Genomic DNA, 17,951 nt, shown 5'->3' with positions numbered 1-17,951 from the left:
TTACTCCTGTTCTGGGTCACGTAAGTAATAGCCAACGCCACGTCTTGTCACAATCCACGTTGGATTACTTGGTGCATCTTCAATCTTTTCTCGCAAACGACGGATTGTTACATCTACAGTTCTCACATCTCCAAAGTAATCATAACCCCATACTGTTTGTAAGAGGTGCTCACGCGTCATAACTTGTCCAATATGCTTCGAAAGATAGTGAAGAAGTTCAAACTCCCGATGTGTCAGTTCAATTTTTTCATCTCTTTTTAGAACAAGGTAAGCATCTGGCTGAATAATCAGGTTGCCGACTGTAATGTCATTTGTAGCCCCTTCTTGCTCTTCCTCAACAGATTTCATATGCCTGCGTAAATTTGCTTTCACACGAGCAATGAGCTCACGTGTTCCAAATGGTTTGGTGACGTAATCATCTGCTCCAAGTTCCAAACCAAGTACTTTATCAATTTCCGAGTCTTTCGCTGTTAACATAATAATCGGGAAGTCATATTTTTTTCGGATTTCTCGGCATACTTCCATACCATCCCGCTTCGGTAGCATAATATCAAGAAGTACTAGATCAGGCTTAACTTCTTCTACCTTTTCAAGCGCCTCATCTCCATCGTATGCACAAAAAACAGTGAAACCTTCTTTTTTTAGATTAAATTCAAGTATATCAGCAATTGGTTTTTCATCATCAACAATTAAAATTACTTTGTTTTGCATTTTATCTTCCCCCATCTCGCCCTGTTGGCGCCTCTATCAGTGTCCTTTTACTCTATCATTCTTCGCGACGCTTCGCACGTTTCTACTGTCGCATCAAAGTCGCCATCTTCTCCTAGCACTCTCACTATTTCCCGGGCAATAAACCCCGAATATTGTCGAATGGAACATTCAAAAAAAGTAAGCGCCTCGGTAGACCCGACGAGTAGGAGGAATATAGTTCTATCCCTCGAGTCGCCGGAGTCTAAACGTTAAAAAAAGACGATACAACATGTGTATCGTCTTTGGTTATCTAATTATCTTAACACGCTCATGGGGTTAATATTGGAACCGTTCTTGAATACTTCAAAATGAAGATGGACACCCGTTGAACGACCTGTCGACCCCATTACACCAATTTTTGTTCCCTGTGATACAGTTTGTCCCTCACTGACCTCAATTGAAGAGAGATGGGCATACAAGGTTTCATAGCCATTGTTATGTGTGATGACAACCCGATTTCCATATGTGCTGTGCGATCCTGTAGTTGTAACAACTCCATTATCTGCTGCTACAATTCCATACGAGGATGGACGTGCGATATCAATACCTTGATGCGTCCTACCCCAGCGAGTACCCATTTGACTAGAAACATATCCTCCAGATGCAGGCCAAATGAATGTACCTGATCCTCTTGAAGGAATCACTTTCGTTCCGACAACCGTCACTTTGTCTACTGCTTCAGCAATAATATTTTCCTCAGAAACAGACCTGCCTATCGTTTGACCATTTCGTTTACGAATAAGTTCTGTAACAATTTTTTCCCCGTCAGAACCTTTCTTTGTTACTTTCTTTTCGCCTTTAAATAAGGAACTGTCTTCTTCAGTTAAAGTTGCATATTTAATAGCTTCTTTTGTTTTCGTTTCATAATGAACTTCCACTTCTACGTACGGTTCAATAGCCGTAACATTGAGCTCGTCGCCTAATCTAAGAACCTTATCTACTGTAAATCCTGGATTTATTTCTACCAATTTAGCCGTTGCCATATTGTGAGCGGCAGCAATTGATCCAAGGACATCACCTGAACTTACTACATACTTCTTCTCCTCAAGTGTCCCTTTATTAAGGAGAACCATGGCTTCTTCTGTACTTCTTACCTCTTTTGGAGATACATTCCCCGGTACCGCCTGCATCTCACCGCTAATTAAGATGTTTACGATACGCGTTTCATCTTCTTTCAAAGGGGGTATTGGTTCAGAAGAAGCTTTGCGGGCTTCGAATTCATTAAGCTTCTTCTCAGAAACAGATTGTAATTTCAACTCGCGAATCACTTCATTATACGTGGCCATATCATTAACGTAGAATGCCAGTTCTTCGTCAATTAAAACGCCGATTGCTTCCGCTTCCACGGACAGCATTCCATGAAGTTTTTCTAGGACAATGTCATCGTCTGTTTCTGCTGTAAATACCCGCTCTGGAATCACCGATAAATCTGTTCCTATTGTAAGCGGAAGATTCTTAAATTCAGAGGCTGCTTTTTTCAGCTCTTCTTCTTTCAATTCTTCCAGCTTTTCTTGATCAGCTATAACACCCACATATTCCCCTTTTGAATAGATATGGAATATGGTCGAGAGGTCCTTACTCTCCTCTTCATTCGCAAAACCTGAATTTACCCCAAGTCCCGCTAAGATCATTGTCATAACGAGGATCTTTTGAGTCTTTTTGAAAGGACGAATAAATTTTGGTAATGCCTTTTTTGTTTCGTCCTGTTTATTACTTTTGAAAAACATATATGAAACTCCCTCCATATTTCAATCAGAAGACTGATATAGATCATTTACAGTATGCAAATTTTCACGCCTCTCTAATTTAACATATCCGGTACCATTCTTGTAGTATTATAGGACTTTGTAATGAGAATGTAGAATAGCATCCATTTATTAACTATTAATTTTGTAATGATAGAGGGTTCTCTCAACTTTCTTTTCTATCACATTACTCGACTATTACCTTGCTATTTATACATTTAGCGTTCTATTCGACAATTTATTTTTCATTGTTTCGACTTTGCTACGTCACTTTCAGGTATTTTTCGATAAAAAAGAAAGACGTCTTGTCTACCGGGAAACCTCGGTATCACAAGACGTCTTTCTCTATTTGATGGTGTTATTTCCAAAGACCCGAAATAATGTTTGTGTTTATCAATAATCCGGAGATTCGTGCTGACTCCAGTCAATATTGACAAATTTGTTGTATTCCTTTGCAAAAGCAAGGGTTACTGTACCTGTTGGACCATTCCGTTGTTTGGCTATGATAATTTCAATCATATTCTGATTTTCTGTTTCTTTATCATAATAGTCCTCACGGTATAGGAATGAAACGATATCCGCATCTTGCTCAATACTCCCTGATTCCCGGAGATCGGACATCATCGGGCGCTTATCCACGCGTTGCTCAACACCACGTGACAGCTGAGACAGTGCAATAACCGGTACTTTCAATTCCCTCGCAAGTGATTTCAACGAACGGGAGATTTCTGAAACTTCCTGCTGCCGGTTTTCACCGGGCTTAGTGCCGCTTCCTGCAATCAGTTGCATATAGTCAATCATTATCATGCCCAAGCCGTGCTCCTGTTGCAAGCGACGGCATTTAGAACGAATGTCATTGACACGGATACCCGGCGAATCATCGATGAAAATACCGGCATTTGAAAGGCTACCCATTGCCATCGTAAGTTTACGCCAGTCTTCCGCTTCAAGAGCACCTGTACGAAGCACTTGTGCATCAATATTACCTTCCGCACAAAGCATCCGCATAACGAGCTGCTCCGCACCCATCTCCAAACTAAAGATTGCGACGTTTTCATCGGTTTTAGTCGCAACATTTTGCGCCACGTTCAATGCGAATGCGGTCTTACCAACAGACGGACGCGCGGCAACAATGATTAAGTCATTGCGCTGAAAACCGGCTGTGATTTTATCTAAATCCCGGAAACCTGTTGGAATACCTGTAACATCACCTTTTTGCGTATGAAGAAGTTCGATACTGTCATACGTTTCAACGAGGACGTCTTTAATATGACGAAAATCCCCAGCATTTTTCCGGTTGGATACTTCCATCATTTTCTTTTCCGCTTCAGCTAAAAGTGCCTCTACTTCGTCCTCCCGCGCGTAACCGTCTTCAACGATTGAAGTAGCCACACGGATAAGCCGCCGTAAAAGTGCTTTCTCTTCAACGATACGGGCATAATGCACAATGTTAGCTGCTGTTGGAACGGAGTTGGCGATCTCCATCAAATACGAAATACCGCCGACATCTTCCAGTTCTTTTTTAGCAGATAGTTCTTCCGTGACCGTGACAACGTCAATTGCCTGACCTTTGTCACTTAGAATAATCATCGTTTGGAAGATTTTCTCATGCGCCATCCTATAGAAATCTTCTGGCATAAGAAGTTCTGCCGCTGTAATGAGCGCTTGTGGTTCAAGGAAAATTGCCCCGATAACCGACTGCTCCGCTTCATTATTATGTGGTGGGACGCGATCAATCATCTGATTCATCTACCCAATCTCTCCTTATCCTTCTTCCACTACATGTACTTTAAGTGTTGCCGTCACGTCTGGATGAATTCTGATTGGAACATTCGTGAAGCCAAGTGCACGGATTGCATCCGGTAATTCCATTTTACGACGGTCCACTTTTATACCTTCAGTTTTATTTAATGCTTCAGCAATTTGTTTTGTTGTAATTGAACCAAATAGCCTTCCACCTTCACCAGATTTAGCTTTCATTTCTACCGTAATTTTATCAATTTGCTCTTTTAGCTCTTTTGCTTCTGCTAATTCTTCTGCTGCATCTTTAGCGACCCGATTTTTTTGACCTTCAAGTCTGCTAATATTCCCTGGCGTTGCTTCAACCGCCAATTTATTTTTCAGTAGGAAGTTTTGTGCGTACCCCACAGATACCTCTTTCACATCACCTTTTGCTCCAATACTTTTTACGTCTTTCAATAAGATTACTTTCATTATGAATTTCCCCTTTCCATCTTTGTATTCAGTACAGCCGTTAACATTTCTTTTGCTGCTTCCACAGACTCAACATCGAGCTGGCATGCTGCGTTCGTCAAATGGCCGCCGCCTCCAAGTTCTTCCATGATGAGTTGAACATTCAATTCACCGAGAGAACGAGCGCTTATTCCTATTTTACCATCTGCACGGGATGCAATGACGAATGAAGCTGCGACGCCTTGCATTGTAAGAAGAATATCAGCCGTTTGAGCTATCAAAACAGAACCATAAACGACTTGGTTCTCTCCTTTTGCAATGGCAATCCCCGCGTCGGACAATTCAACAGTTTCAATCAGTTTAGACCTCAGGACATAAGTAGCGATATCCTCTTTTAACAGGCGCTGAACGAGTATTGTATCTGCTCCATTGGTTCGCAGATACGATGCTGCTTCGAACGTCCTTGCCCCTGTGCGGAGTGTGAAGCTTTTCGTATCGACGATAATACCCGCTAGAAGGGCTGTCGATTCAAGCATCGTAAGTTTTTCTTGTTTAGGCTGGTATTCAATTAATTCGGTTACGAGCTCCGCAGTGGATGACGCATATGGTTCCATGTAGACAAGCATCGTGTTCTTGATAAACTCTTCTCCACGTCGATGGTGATCAATGACGACAACCTTCTCTGCTTTATCGATAACTCGTTCATCAATGACCATACTCGGTTTATGCGTATCAACAACAATGATCAATGATTTCTCTGTAATCATCGAAAGCGCCTCATCGGGCGTGATGAATTGATTGAACAGATCCGTATCACGTCTAATTTCGTCCATAAGCCGTGTGACGCTTCCATCAAGTTCATTGAAATTGACGACTACATATCCCTCAATATTATTCTTGCGGGCCATTTTTCGAACACCAATTGCTGCACCGATTGCGTCCATGTCAGGCATTTTGTGACCCATGATAAATACTTTATCACTGCCTTGAATAAGATCTCGCAACGCATGTGAGATGACTCTTGCACGAACACGGGTCCTTTTTTCAACGGGATTTGTTTTACCGCCATAAAATTTCAACTTCCCGTCAGAACGTTTGATGGCCACTTGGTCACCGCCGCGTCCCAGTACAAGATCTAAACTCGACTGTGCCAGTTCGCCCAATTCGATTAATGAAGTAGATCCCACACCCACACCTATACTTAGTGTCAGTGCCGTACTCTGCTTAGCAGTTGTTTCACGAATGTCATCTAAAATCGAGAATTTTGTTTTTTCCAAATCAGCCAATGTTGCCTCGTTAAAGACAGCCAAGAAACGATCAGTCGCAATTCGTTTTACAAATATCCCATTTGTTGTTCCCCAGCTATTTACAAGTGAGGTTACCAATGAATTAAGCTGACTTCTTGTCTGATCGTCCATTGCCTGTGATACCTCATCATAATTATCGACAAGAATAATACCGAGAACTGTACGGTCTGCATAATAAAGAGTCTCCATCACTAGTTGCTCCGTAATATCAAATAAATAAATAAGTTTTTCTTCTGCTTTATAAAAAACCTTATACGATTGTTCTCCAATCGTCAAAACATTATTTTCTATCTTTTCATTTTTTAAGATCGCATGAAACTGTCCAGATAGATCGAACAAGTCATCTCCGATAAGGGTTTCCTGATGTGCAAATACTTTTGCTGCGTACGGGTTAGCCCACTCAACAATATTTTTTTCATTAATAAGGATAATTCCAATCGGCAATTCAAGAAGTGCTTCTTCTCCGACTTTCTTCATCCTGTACGATAATGTTTCGATATGTTTCTCTGTTTCGATATAAGTCTGTTCTTCCATTTTCCATGTAAATCCCATTGTAACTATAAATAAGACGGAGAAAAGAAGTCCAGGCCAAAACTGGAATAAGAGCAGGAGCACTGCCGCCATCACGCCCAGAATCGACAATACCGTCAACGGATAGCGTATTGCTCTTTTTCTAAAAAATGACGTCATTGTCCCATCCCCTTATTTTGACTTGTCTTTTCTAAGCCAGGCACGTAGATTCACTCCCGTATCAAGTATCCCGAGCATCGTCGTTATCGGAGCCAGCATTAGTGCAAAAATCGTGGCCACAACTGTCGCTACTTTCGGTAACTTCATTTCATTTACATAGTAATGGATAAGTGAAACACCTTGCAGTAGAAACAAGAATCTCAAAACAGTAGTTGCGTTGACGGTAATCAGATATAGATTAGTGCCCGGCTTCACACCTGCAAAGAGCGTAATAAGAAGAATTGCTCCGTACAAAATCACCGCAATCATTGGTAGTTTCATTTCACGGAATGGTGGAAACTTGGGTACTTCAAATCCCAGTCGCTTGGCAACTCCAAGGTTTAGCGTGAGAAGAATGAAAGCTAACATGAAAATACTTATGATGAAGATAGATGGAATTGTGTACTCGTACATCTGAAACGTTGATGTAACGACTTCATCATAGCCATCCGGTACGCCGCCATAGTTAGCCATGAACGACTTCATCTGCTCTTTAGTATCCTCCATAACCGTCATTAATGCATCAATCATATTGAATCCGAAGAAAAGGACAGCCCCAACATAAACGCCCATCCCCGTGATAAGTAGAGTGAGTCCAGAAGCCATGAAGATATATAACTTTGATTTGCCCCTCACAATGGTTTCTCCGATAATGAATCCAAGAATTCCATGGACGAAAGCGATTGGAACGAGTAGAATACCTCCGATTAATAATGACAACACGATACCGGCCGCCAATGTAAGAAGGGACGAGTTCCTGTCGTATTTCAATCTGTACAAAATAATCGGTAACGCAATAAAGAACATAGTGACATTTCCGAGAAATGGCGTATATAACGATACCGCAAGCAAGATTGCAAATAGCGCAATCATCATTGCTCCGTACGTAATTTTCCTTGCATTGTCTTGCATAATATAGATTCCTCCGGTCTTTCGCTGGACGACTAATTCTATCCATACTTCTAACTTCCAATTACTATGGATAGTTGCTTCAATTGTATCATGATTATTGTTTTTAAACCAAACCAAGAACATATGTACTTCTTTTACCCGAATAAAAAGACCGCCCCCATACCGGTTGTGTCGGTCTGACGAGGCGGTCTATCTAAATAAAATTATCTTTCTTCCGAACTGAATGGAAGAAGTGCCATGATACGTGAGCGTTTGATTGCAAGTGTCAGTTTACGCTGATACTTCGCGCTTGTACCAGTTACCCGGCGAGGCAAGATTTTTCCACGCTCAGAAATAAATTTCTTAAGCATATCTGTATCTTTATAATCGATTTTAGTAATGTTGTTTGATGTGAAATAACAAACTTTACGGCGTCTCTTTCCTCCACGACGTGGTGCCATAGTTGTTCCCCTCCTTACTTAATTCATAATGACGGGTAGATTCTTAGAACGGCAGGTCGTCGTCCGATACTTCTATCGGACCTCCGCCTGTCGAGAATGGATCATCGTCAGTACGTGTGTAATTTTGCTGATTAGGCTGTTGAGATTGCTGGTTAGATTGTTTGTATTGTTGGTTTGACTGCTGATTCTGATAGCTCGGTTGTTCGCTTTGTTGAGAACCTTGGTAAGGTGCCCCACCGCCAGCTCCCGATCTATTTTCGCCAGATGCATTGCGCGGTTCGAGAAATTGCGTGCTGTCTGCTACAACTTCTGTAGTATAAACACGCTTTCCATCTTGTCCTTCAAAGCTGCCCGTCTGAATACGGCCATCTACTCCGACAAGACTTCCCTTTTTCAAGAAGTTTGCAACGTTTTCAGCCTGTTTTCTCCAAGCAACACAACTGATGAAATCAGCTTCTCTTTCGCCTGAAGCGCTTTGAAAAGCTCGGTTTACTGCTAACGTAAAACGTGTAACAGCAATACCGGTTTGTGTATACTTGAGTTCAGGATCTTTTGTCAATCGCCCTACTAAAACAACTCGGTTAATCATTAGAATTCAACCTCCCTCATCATTTTGTAAGTTTCACCTGTTCATTATTCATATATGGATTAATCTTCAATGCGGACAGTCATATGACGAAGAATATCTTCGTTGATGTTCGCAAGACGTGTAAATTCATCGATTGCTTTAGTTTCTGCATTCAACTTAATTAGTTGATAGAAACCTTCACGTAGATCGTCGATTTCGTAAGCAAGACGGCGCTTGCCCCACTCTTTCGACTCGATGTTTTCTGCACCATTAGAAAGAAGAACTTCGTCAAAACGTTCAATCAACGCTTTTTTCGCTTCATCTTCTACTGTTGGGCGGATAATGTACATAATTTCGTACTTTCTCATCTGTAGTCACCTCCTTATGGACTTGGGCCCTGCTGATTTCAGCGGGCAAGGAGTAAGTAATTATATTACTCACATCAGTACATATTAGCACAGTTCCATTCATCTTTCAACTATTTTCTTGTATACTTTTGAATAGAGGTGATTTTCATTGAATGAATTTCCTGTACCCGACAAAATAATTGAGATTGATTTACCAAAAGTGGCTAAGAGCAGCCTAGTTTTAACCGCAAGTGCTTTCCTTTTATTATGGTTTCTTAAAATTGTTATTGAAAGAGATTTTTCGTTTTCACTTAGCTTATGGACAATTGTTTTTTTCATTATAGGCTATATCCTGCTGATCATTCTGCATGAACTATTTCACCTGCTTGGCTTCCGTGTATTTGGTGATGTCCCATGGAAAAAGATGATTGTTGGAGTTAATCTAAAAATGGGCATCGCGTATGCGACAACCGATCAACTTATGACAAACCGTGCTATACGAAAAGCGCTACTGCTCCCTTTTTGGACGACAGGTATTCTTCCAGCCGTTATCGGTCTTTATATTGGAAGTGGTTTGCTAGTCAGCCTGTCTGCTTTATTGATAGGCGGGGCAGCTGGCGACTTCGCTATGTATAAGGAGTTGAAAGAACTGCCCAACGATTGGGTTGTGAAAGACGATCCTGAATTACCTAAACTTTATGTCTATTCACCTGACAAAAGGATTGAGTTGGAGAACTATATTGAAAAATAAAAATGCCACTCTGGAATGTTAGGTCTGTCGATTAGCCATTTTTTTACATAAAATACTGGTGATATCCTCTATTTTCACTGGACTATTTTCGGCTCGCTTTCGGGGAACTATTCATATCAGATTTACTGAGGTGTCCTAGTATGGCTAGTTGCCTGTCGCGTACCTACAATGTTCAAGTGTAAAATGCAGTTGTTTTGGAAGAAAAGAGTAGATGACATTCTATGGCGAGTGTAAGTGCCCGAAGATGCAATTTCGGGCACTCTTGCACGTTGTATAATGTGCTTCTTGCTTACTTTTAACAAAAAGTATACATCTAATCATGTGATACATACTTGAGAGTGACACTTCTTTAATAAAAAATGAAAAAACTATATAGAAAGCATCAGCCGCCAAAATTGCATCTTTGGCGGCTTTTCTCCTGGTAAGAAGCCAGCTATTCTTTCGTCCCAAAAAGCTTCAGAACTACGTATACTTATTAATTTGGAGCGCGACGGAAGAAGGACCACCATACGATTACCGAAAAAAAATGTGTAGGGATGCGACCAAGTCGCATCCCTACACATCCAGACATCTCGATAATGATAGAGTAGTCGTTCAAACCAAAGCAATCCAAGTACAACGTTGCACGTAGCACCCAGTGTGATCAAGTTATTTTCTGGTTACTTTTGGCTAAGCAACAGACGTACTGGAATGTAACATTCCAAAGTAGCATTTATTGGTACTTAAACGTTAAAACGGAACAGCATAACGTCGCCGTCTTTAACAATGTATTCTTTTCCTTCAAGACGAACTTTTCCTGCCTCTTTTGCAGCAGCCATTGAACCTGTTGCAACTAGGTCATCATATGCTACTGTTTCAGCACGGATGAAGCCGCGTTCGAAGTCAGTGTGAATGATTCCAGCACATTGCGGTGCTTTCATCCCTTTACGGAATGTCCACGCACGAACTTCTTGTACGCCCGCTGTGAAGTATGTTGCAAAGCCAAGAAGCTTATAAGATGCTTTGATAAGTTGATCGAGGCCCGATTCCTTGATGCCCAACTCTTCAAGGAACATCGCTTTTTCATCATCTTCAAGTTCAGCCATTTCTTCTTCGATTTTTGCACAAACAACAATTACTTGTGCACTATCTTTTTCCGCAAATGCGCGGACAGCTTTAACATTCTCATTATTGTCTGCATCTGCAACTTCATCTTCCGCAACGTTTGCTACATAGAGCATCGGTTTAATCGTCAAAAGGTTCATCCCTTTTGCAAGGATAAGTTCCTCGTCAGTAAACTCAACAGAACGAGCAGGTTTTTCATTTTCAAATGCTTCTCTTAATCTAATCAAGATTGGCTCTTCTGCCATTGCCACTTTATCTTTCTGTTTCACCATTTTGGTAACACGTGCCAATCGTTTTTCAACGGCTTCCATATCTGCAAGAATCAATTCAAGATTGATGATTTCGATATCATCGATTGGATCAACTTTACCAGCTACATGTGTTATATTTTCGTCTACGAAGCAACGGACAACCTGACAGATTGCATCCACTTCACGGATGTGCATAAGGAATTTATTCCCTAGCCCCTCACCTTTGCTTGCTCCTTCAACAATTCCTGCGATGTCTGTAAACTCAAATGCAGTCGGTACTGTTTTTTTCGGTGTTACTAATTCTGTAAGTTTATCTAGTCTTTCATCAGGTACTTCAACGATTCCAACGTTCGGATCAATTGTACAGAACGGATAGTTTGCCGCCTCTGCCCCCGCTTTTGTAATCGCATTGAATAGTGTAGATTTACCTACGTTTGGTAGACCGACGATTCCAGCTGTTAATGCCATTCGTTCCACAACCTTTCATTTAGCTTTTTAAGCGGTACTTTCGCTTAAAGAAGCCTCCATTATATGTTAATTCTTTTACTCATACATTCCATATGCAACTCTTCCATTATAAGGACAGCAGGCCTAGTTGTCCATCTGCTAGCGGAACGCCTGGAATCTGAACAGCTTAAGATTCAGCCTTTACAAGCAGCTTTTTCATCTTCTTCGCAAATTCATTACGTGGAATCATTACGCTGTGACCACATCCCTCGCACTTAATGCGGATATCCGCCCCCATCCGGATGATTTTCCATGCGTTCGTTCCGCATGGATGCTGCTTTTTCATTTCAACAATGTCATTTAACCCAAAGATTTTTTCCACCATCTATTTACACCTCATTTTTCGGTTGATACATAACCATTTTCGGGTACGGTATTTCAATACCGTTCTGATCCAGGAATATTTTCAAATCCTTGCGTAATTTCCTCGCAATTTCGTATTGCATAACAGGCTGGGTTTCTGCTGTGATTCTCATAATAATTTCAGATGCTCCCAAATCTTGTACGCCTACGATAGTTGGCTGTGATATCAGCGCTTCATATCCAACAGATAAATTTGCAAGATACTCTTCCAACAGTTTTTCCGTTTTCGCGATGTCTGTTTCATATCCAAGTCTAATATCCACTATAGCCAGTGAATTATTAATTGAGTAGTTCACGACCTCTGAAATATTTCCGTTCGGGATGATATGTACTTCCCCGCCATACGCACTAATTTTTGTCGTACGTAAACCAATTTCTTCAACCGTTCCAACTGTTAAACCAATTTGTACATAATCACCCACAGAAAATTGATCTTCAAAAATGATGAAGAAACCGCTGATAATATCCTTCACAAGACTTTGGGCACCAAAACCGACTGCCAGACCTAACACTCCAGCCCCTGCAAGAATTCCTGTAACATTGATTGTAAATGCAGAAAGGATTGCTAGAATTGCTGCGAAATAGACGACATATGACAATGTATTTTGAAGCAGCTTAACCAATGTTGTTTCACGGCGCTCTGTATGACGTAAAGCGCCTTTCAGTCTCACCTTGAATGCGCGGCGAATAACGCTTTTACCTATTTTCACTACAATAATGGATAGCAAGATAATGAAGATTACTTTAAGTCCTAGCATGCCAAGATCAAACCAAGTTTTCGAACTAAATAGTATGTTACCTACTTCTTCAGCATCTTCTTTCAACTTTTCAAAGTCTTCATTTATAGTTACTGCCACAATCCTCTTCCTTTCGTATAATAAATCACTTGCAAGCGTAGACTGAGTTATAAAAAAAAGAAATGGAGTTTTTTCATGCGATCTACTCTTTCTACACCATATGATTATCGCATTCACCATAAGGAGACAGGTGCCGTTTGGAAACTCAGTTCATTATTCCTCCAGCACATTCCATTCGAAACCCAAGATCTCACTTTTTTCTGCATCGGAACCGATCGATCTACCGGTGACTCGCTAGGGCCACTTACTGGTTCTTTCCTATCCGAGTCTCCCCTGTTCCCATTCACTGTAATCGGGACATTGGAAAGTCCATTACATGCCTTAAATCTACAACAGCATATTGATGAAACCAGACTCACTAATCCCACTGCTTTCATCGTAGCAATTGATGCATGCCTAGGACAAGTAAGTTCTATCGGACAATTACTTTTCAATAGTGGACCTATACACCCTGGCAAGGCAGTCGGTAAGGAGCTACCCCCAGTTGGGGACGTATCCATTAAAGGCATAGTCAATATCGCCGGGTTCATGGAACATGCCGTTTTGCAAAGTACTCGCCTCTACCTTCCATACGAGATGAGCCGCACTATTGCTCGGGCATTGCAACTTGCACACGGGCGTCTTAAATCAAAAGAAGTGTACGATAGTAACAGCAACTCCAACAACAAGGATACCTGGAATCAGGTTGGCAACTCTCACTTTAGTCAAACCAATTAAATTCAAACCGATAGCCAAAATCATTAATCCACCTGTCGCTGTCATTTCAGAGATGAAGAAGTTCAGTAAATCATCCGGAACGAAGCGACTTATTTGAGTAGAAAATAACGTGATAATTCCTTGATAAAAAAATACAGGAATTGCAGCAAACGCGACACCAATACCTAGCGTTGAGCTTAAAATGATAGCAGTGAAACCATCAATAATCCCTTTCATGACCAGGACATCATGATCATTTCTCAGACCGCTATCGATAGCACCGATAATGGCCATCGATCCAACAACAAAAATCAACGTAGCTGTAACAAACCCTTGCGCAATGCCCGGACCTTTATCACTTGCCGGTATCTTGCTCTCCATCCAGTGTCCCAGATCATTCACTTTCTTATCGAGATCCATCCACTCACCAATTACTGCACCAACGACAATACTGATAATAACAATCAGTATTTGCGTACTTTCAAAAGTCATTTGTATGCCAATAACAGCAACCGCAAGCCCAATTCCATACATGACAGTCTCTTTCATCCGCTCGGGTATATTATGTAGAAATCTTCCTATGAACGCACCTGCAACTATTAAAAGAACATTCACAACTGTTCCAAATAAAATCACTTTTTCACTTCCTCTCAATCAAATACGTCGAGGCGTATTTGCGTCCAGATTTTTAATTGAGCTTGCTCAATTAACTCCCTTCAAAATCTGTGACATCCGCCGGAGGCTTTAACTTCATTCAGCGGGGTTGGATTCCCGCTGAGTAAAGTTAAAAATAAAACCTATTTTGCACAGTCGGCAAAATAGGTGCATCCTTATTCGTTCAATAATTCAAGAATACGTTCGAGATCATCTTCAGAGAAGAATTCGATTTCAATTTTACCTTTATTCTTTGTTTTCTTTATTGATACGTTTGTCCCGAAATAATCACGCAGATTTGACTCCCGCTCGGCAAGGAATAAGTCTTTACGCTTTTCTGGTTTAGTTTCACGTGGAACATCCTCATTCATTTTTTGAACCAGCTTTTCTAATTGGCGGACGTTAAGTCCTTCTCTTAGTAGCCGTTCTGCCACTAAAGCGATTTGTTCTTTCTTACGTAGACCAAGTAATGTTCGACCATGCCCCATAGAAATTTTACCTACAGTAATATAATTTCTTACTTTTTCAGGCAATGAAAGTAAACGGACATGGTTTGCGATGTGAGGTCTACTTTTACCGAGTCTAAATGCTAGTTGTTCCTGTGTAAGACCTAGATTTTCCATGAGGCTTTGATAAGCTTCAGCCTCTTCTATTGGCGTTAGGTCTTCCCGCTGTAAGTTTTCAAGAATCGCAAACTCCATTGTTTCTTCGTCCGTCAAGATACGGACAACCGCTGGAACTTCAGTTAGACCTGCCATTTGTGCTGCACGGAATCGTCTCTCACCTACAACAATTTCGTAGGCCGTTCCCATTTTCCGAAGAATAATTGGCTGAAGAATACCGTGTTCTTTAATGGAAGCACTCAACTCTTGAATAGCATTTTCATCAAATACTTTCCTTGGTTGGTACGGATTGGCCTTAATACTTTTCACATGAATGTGTTCGACAGACTCTACTTTCGCTAGTGACTCTCCAGGAAATAAAGCATTTAATCCTTTCCCAAGACCTTTAGCCATTGCGAACCACTTCCTTTGCCAGATCTAAATATACTTCTGCACCACGTGATCTTGAATCATAAATGATAATCGGTTCTCCATGACTCGGTGCCTCACTCAATCGTACATTTCTTGGAATAATCGTTTTGTATACTTTATCTTGAAAATACTTTTTCACTTCATCTATAACTTGAATCCCTAAATTTGTTCTTGCATCGAACATCGTAAGTAAGACGCCATCAATCATTAAGTCTTCATTTAAATGTTTTTGAACAAGCCGGATCGTACTTAGTAGTTGACTTAAACCTTCAAGCGCATAGTACTCACACTGGACTGGGATGATAATTGAATCAGCCGCGGTCAGTGCATTTATTGTTAGTAAACCAAGTGACGGTGGACAGTCGATAATGATGTAGTCATACAGATCTTTTGCTTCCTGAATAGCATGTTTCATCCGTACTTCTCTGGATATAGTTGAAACTAGCTCAATTTCTGCGCCTGCTAGGGATATAGTTGCCGGCACGATATCAAGGTTTTCTACTTTAGTCGAACGAATGACATCTTTTATATTAACATCATCTATTAGAATATCATAAATGCATTGTTGGACTTCCCCCTTGTTAACGCCTACCCCGCTCGTTGCATTCCCTTGCGGATCGGTATCAATCAAAAGAACTTTTTTGCCTATATGAGCAAGGCAAGCACTTAGATTTACGGATGTTGTCGTTTTTCCGACGCCTCCCTTTTGATTGGCTATCGCTATAATTCTGCCCACACCTGCACCTGCTTTCCTGCACTTTTATTATTCTTTTATTCTTTCAATTTTGTAACTTCTTCTAGTTTAACAAAAAAAACATTTTTTGTAGAGAAATATGTAGAAAAAAGACTCTTGCTATGTGAAGCAAGAGTCTTTTGTTAAAAAATAAGAAAGTATAAGTTTTTCAGGTCTATCAAGGCACTTGGACATTTCTTATTTCTTTTTCGGTATTTTAACAGTGATTATATAAAAATCATCTGAATCTTCTTCTTCTGTTTTTACATCTATCCCACTTTTAGTAACGAGAACTAGTGATTGTCTAATAGTATTAAGAGCAATTCGTACATCTTTACTTACCGATTTTCTCCGAGGTGCTGTCTTTTTATCTTTTACATTCTCTGGAGGGTGTAAAACCTGAAAGATTCTGGCTTCTAGTTGTTTGACATTCAACTGCTGTTCAATTACTTCCTTAAAAAGTTGTGACTGTAATTCGCTGTCCTTAATTGGAATAAGTGCTCTTGCATGTCGCTCCGATATTTCTTTTGTTAATATTCCATTCTTGATTTCATCGGGTAATTTCAGTAAACGCAATTTATTAGCAACAGTTGACTGACCTTTTCCTAGTCTTTGCGCTAACGCTTCCTGTGTTAAGGAATGAAGTTCAAGAAGTTTTTCATAGGCATATGCCTCTTCAATTGCAGTCAATTCTTCACGCTGTAAGTTTTCAATAAGTGCAATGGATGCAGTTTCTTTATCATCAAGGTTTCGAATGATCGCCGGTACTTCCGACCATCCCAATTTTTTCATTGCTCGATATCTACGCTCTCCAGCGATGATTTCATAATTTTCTTCACCCATTTTCCGAATGACGATTGGTTGAATGACACCATGCGTATGGATTGTCCTCGCAAGTTCTTCAATCTTATCTTCAGAAAATATTGTACGCGGTTGAAATTTATTTGGATTTATTAACTCGATTTTCACCTGTTCAATTACTTCGTGATGAACCTCTTCCACTACTAGTGGATCTAATTCTTTATCTCCACTCCCAAAAAATCGTGAAAACGGACTTTTCATTCCCGGCACCACCTTTTCAATACTGCTCCCTAATTCTACTAATTCGGCATGGCGATAGTATATCCTCTTTACTCATTGTTCCACGTGAAACAGTTCACTGAATTGGCATTTTATTCGGAATGCCTGGTTTACGAGGATATTTTTTAGGAGTGATTTTCTCTTTATCAAAAACAAAGATATTTCGTTCACTATTTTCAATTGGCAAAATAAATGAGTATTGTTTTTTAATGGTAGCCCCGAGAACAGAAAGTGCTTTTTTTGCATCTAAAAGTTCGTCTTCTGCGGCTGCTCCCTTCATCGCAATGAAGATTCCACCTTTTTTAGCTAGTGGTATACATAATTCAGCTAAGACAGACAGACGTGCAACCGCACGAGCAGTGACGATATCGAACTTTTCACGATACTTGGAGTCTTGTCCGAAGTCCTCAGCTCTTGCATGAACGAAATGCACATTTTCTAGCTGAAGTTCTTCAGCTAATACTTTCAGAAAACCAATTCTTTTATTTAATGAATCCACAATAGTCACGTCTAAGTTTGGAAAACAAATTTTCAAAGGAATACTTGGAAATCCGGCTCCCGCGCCTACGTCACAAATTGTTTTTGGTTCATTCAAATTAATATAAAAAGCCGCGGATATAGAATCATAGAAGTGTTTTAAATAAACTGAGGGCGCATCTGTAATCGCTGTCAAGTTCATCTTTTCATTCCACTCTACCAAGAGTTTAAAATACTGGTTAAACTGAGCTATTTGCGTTTCACTCAATTCAATACCTTGTTCTTTTAAAGCTTGTATAAATTGTGCAACATTCATCAATATTCCCCCTTAAGAAAAGCGTAAGGCGTCGTTCAGCCCCGACAGGCACAAGACTGTTTACGTAGGAGGCGTACTACAGCCGCCGTAGTAAAAAGACTTGTGCCCCCGAGGAGCTGACGCCTGGAGCCTAGACA

General features: G+C 40.6%; 19 protein-coding genes. 2 read left to right on the top strand and 17 right to left on the bottom strand.

Annotation, left to right across the window (positions count from 1 at the left end; all coding sequences use genetic code 11):
• From yycF to rpsF, 9 genes are all read right to left on the bottom strand, one after another.
• Positions 1–711, bottom strand: a complete 711-nt coding sequence (gene yycF, locus ACGLYD_RS19355) for a response regulator YycF (RefSeq protein ID WP_067204140.1) — start codon at positions 709–711, stop codon at positions 1–3.
• 293 nt (positions 712–1,004) lie between these two features.
• Positions 1,005–2,477 carry a M23 family metallopeptidase gene (locus tag ACGLYD_RS19350; RefSeq protein ID WP_342539329.1) on the bottom strand — a complete coding sequence of 491 codons (1,473 nt, stop codon included), beginning with the start codon at positions 2,475–2,477 and terminating at the stop codon, positions 1,005–1,007.
• A gap of 411 nt (positions 2,478–2,888) precedes the next feature.
• On the bottom strand, positions 2,889–4,244 hold the full coding sequence (gene dnaB, locus ACGLYD_RS19345) for a replicative DNA helicase (RefSeq protein ID WP_067204134.1): 1,356 nt from the start codon (positions 4,242–4,244) through the stop codon (positions 2,889–2,891).
• A 15-nt stretch (positions 4,245–4,259) separates the two neighbouring features.
• Positions 4,260–4,709, bottom strand: coding sequence for a 50S ribosomal protein L9 (gene rplI, locus ACGLYD_RS19340; protein WP_187046287.1), 450 nt, complete (start codon positions 4,707–4,709; stop codon positions 4,260–4,262).
• Positions 4,709–6,685 (bottom strand): DHH family phosphoesterase, encoded by a 1,977-nt coding sequence (locus ACGLYD_RS19335; RefSeq protein WP_067204127.1) that lies wholly within the window; start codon positions 6,683–6,685, stop codon positions 4,709–4,711. Before ACGLYD_RS19335 ends, rplI begins: the two co-directional genes overlap by 1 nt.
• Positions 6,686–6,697: 12 nt before the next feature.
• Positions 6,698–7,753 carry a YybS family protein gene (locus tag ACGLYD_RS19330; RefSeq protein WP_197485349.1) on the bottom strand — a complete coding sequence of 352 codons (1,056 nt, stop codon included), beginning with the start codon at positions 7,751–7,753 and terminating at the stop codon, positions 6,698–6,700.
• 86 nt (positions 7,754–7,839) lie between these two features.
• Entirely contained in the window at positions 7,840–8,076 is a 237-nt protein-coding gene (gene rpsR / locus ACGLYD_RS19325; protein WP_067204122.1) for a 30S ribosomal protein S18, read from the bottom strand.
• Positions 8,077–8,119: 43 nt separating this feature from the next.
• Positions 8,120–8,665 (bottom strand): single-stranded DNA-binding protein, encoded by a 546-nt coding sequence (ssb, locus tag ACGLYD_RS19320; RefSeq protein WP_067204120.1) that lies wholly within the window; start codon positions 8,663–8,665, stop codon positions 8,120–8,122.
• 59 nt (positions 8,666–8,724) lie between these two features.
• Positions 8,725–9,012, bottom strand: coding sequence for a 30S ribosomal protein S6 (gene rpsF, locus ACGLYD_RS19315; RefSeq protein WP_067204117.1), 288 nt, complete (start codon positions 9,010–9,012; stop codon positions 8,725–8,727).
• Positions 9,013–9,160: 148 nt separating this feature from the next.
• Between rpsF and ACGLYD_RS19310 the strand changes: the two genes are divergently transcribed.
• Positions 9,161–9,742 (top strand): DUF3267 domain-containing protein, encoded by a 582-nt coding sequence (locus tag ACGLYD_RS19310; protein ID WP_354313459.1) that lies wholly within the window; start codon positions 9,161–9,163, stop codon positions 9,740–9,742.
• A gap of 722 nt (positions 9,743–10,464) precedes the next feature.
• Here ACGLYD_RS19310 and ychF read toward each other — a convergent pair.
• From ychF to ACGLYD_RS19295, 3 genes are all read right to left on the bottom strand, one after another.
• Entirely contained in the window at positions 10,465–11,565 is a 1,101-nt protein-coding gene (gene ychF / locus ACGLYD_RS19305) for a redox-regulated ATPase YchF (protein WP_067204112.1), read from the bottom strand.
• Positions 11,566–11,731: 166 nt separating this feature from the next.
• Positions 11,732–11,929 (bottom strand): DUF951 domain-containing protein, encoded by a 198-nt coding sequence (locus tag ACGLYD_RS19300; RefSeq protein ID WP_067204109.1) that lies wholly within the window; start codon positions 11,927–11,929, stop codon positions 11,732–11,734.
• A 4-nt stretch (positions 11,930–11,933) separates the two neighbouring features.
• Positions 11,934–12,824: a mechanosensitive ion channel family protein gene (locus ACGLYD_RS19295; RefSeq protein WP_231885745.1), complete on the bottom strand. Its 891-nt coding sequence runs from the start codon at positions 12,822–12,824 to the stop codon at positions 11,934–11,936.
• Positions 12,825–12,899: 75 nt separating this feature from the next.
• On the opposite strand from ACGLYD_RS19295, the gene yyaC reads away from it, so the two are divergent.
• Entirely contained in the window at positions 12,900–13,541 is a 642-nt protein-coding gene (gene yyaC, locus ACGLYD_RS19290; protein WP_187046284.1) for a spore protease YyaC, read from the top strand.
• Here yyaC and ACGLYD_RS19285 read toward each other — a convergent pair.
• The 5 genes from ACGLYD_RS19285 to rsmG all read right to left on the bottom strand — a co-directional run bounded on the left by ACGLYD_RS19285 (position 13,452) and on the right by rsmG (position 17,814).
• Positions 13,452–14,156 (bottom strand): DUF554 domain-containing protein, encoded by a 705-nt coding sequence (locus tag ACGLYD_RS19285; RefSeq protein ID WP_187046283.1) that lies wholly within the window; start codon positions 14,154–14,156, stop codon positions 13,452–13,454. The genes yyaC and ACGLYD_RS19285 overlap by 90 nt on opposite strands.
• A gap of 194 nt (positions 14,157–14,350) precedes the next feature.
• Positions 14,351–15,190, bottom strand: coding sequence for a ParB/RepB/Spo0J family partition protein (locus tag ACGLYD_RS19280; protein WP_067204104.1), 840 nt, complete (start codon positions 15,188–15,190; stop codon positions 14,351–14,353).
• Positions 15,183–15,944, bottom strand: a complete 762-nt coding sequence (locus ACGLYD_RS19275; protein ID WP_067204101.1) for a ParA family protein — start codon at positions 15,942–15,944, stop codon at positions 15,183–15,185. The genes ACGLYD_RS19280 and ACGLYD_RS19275 overlap by 8 nt, the downstream gene beginning before the upstream one ends.
• 195 nt (positions 15,945–16,139) lie before the next feature.
• Complete coding sequence (gene noc / locus ACGLYD_RS19270) at positions 16,140–17,003, bottom strand: nucleoid occlusion protein (protein ID WP_067204099.1); 864 nt, start codon at positions 17,001–17,003, stop codon at positions 16,140–16,142.
• A 94-nt stretch (positions 17,004–17,097) separates the two neighbouring features.
• A complete protein-coding gene (gene rsmG, locus ACGLYD_RS19265) occupies positions 17,098–17,814 on the bottom strand; it encodes a 16S rRNA (guanine(527)-N(7))-methyltransferase RsmG (RefSeq protein ID WP_067204096.1) in 717 nt (238 codons plus the stop codon).
• Positions 17,815–17,951: the final 137 nt, after the last annotated feature.

Source organism: Sporosarcina sp. SG10008, from assembly GCF_044569405.1.
GTDB lineage: Bacteria > Bacillota > Bacilli > Bacillales_A > Planococcaceae > Sporosarcina > Sporosarcina psychrophila.
Note: the sequence above shows the minus strand (reverse complement) of the source record. Positions and strands in the feature narration are given on the sequence as shown.

Excerpts from the sequence above, each read along its gene's own strand:
- yycF (WP_067204140.1), bottom strand. The coding sequence starts at position 711 with ATGCAAAACAAAGTAATTTTAATTGTTGATGATGAAAAACCAATTGCT.
- ACGLYD_RS19350 (WP_342539329.1), bottom strand. The coding sequence starts at position 2,477 with ATGTTTTTCAAAAGTAATAAACAGGACGAAACAAAAAAGGCATTACCA.
- dnaB (WP_067204134.1), bottom strand. The coding sequence starts at position 4,244 with ATGAATCAGATGATTGATCGCGTCCCACCACATAATAATGAAGCGGAG.
- rplI (WP_187046287.1), bottom strand. The coding sequence starts at position 4,709 with ATGAAAGTAATCTTATTGAAAGACGTAAAAAGTATTGGAGCAAAAGGT.
- ACGLYD_RS19335 (WP_067204127.1), bottom strand. The coding sequence starts at position 6,685 with ATGACGTCATTTTTTAGAAAAAGAGCAATACGCTATCCGTTGACGGTA.
- rpsR (WP_067204122.1), bottom strand. The coding sequence starts at position 8,076 with ATGGCACCACGTCGTGGAGGAAAGAGACGCCGTAAAGTTTGTTATTTC.
- ssb (WP_067204120.1), bottom strand. The coding sequence starts at position 8,665 with ATGATTAACCGAGTTGTTTTAGTAGGGCGATTGACAAAAGATCCTGAA.
- rpsF (WP_067204117.1), bottom strand. The coding sequence starts at position 9,012 with ATGAGAAAGTACGAAATTATGTACATTATCCGCCCAACAGTAGAAGAT.
- ychF (WP_067204112.1), bottom strand. The coding sequence starts at position 11,565 with ATGGCATTAACAGCTGGAATCGTCGGTCTACCAAACGTAGGTAAATCT.
- ACGLYD_RS19300 (WP_067204109.1), bottom strand. The coding sequence starts at position 11,929 with ATGGTGGAAAAAATCTTTGGGTTAAATGACATTGTTGAAATGAAAAAG.
- yyaC (WP_187046284.1), top strand. The coding sequence starts at position 12,900 with ATGCGATCTACTCTTTCTACACCATATGATTATCGCATTCACCATAAG.
- ACGLYD_RS19280 (WP_067204104.1), bottom strand. The coding sequence starts at position 15,190 with ATGGCTAAAGGTCTTGGGAAAGGATTAAATGCTTTATTTCCTGGAGAG.
- noc (WP_067204099.1), bottom strand. The coding sequence starts at position 17,003 with ATGAAAAGTCCGTTTTCACGATTTTTTGGGAGTGGAGATAAAGAATTA.
- rsmG (WP_067204096.1), bottom strand. The coding sequence starts at position 17,814 with ATGAATGTTGCACAATTTATACAAGCTTTAAAAGAACAAGGTATTGAA.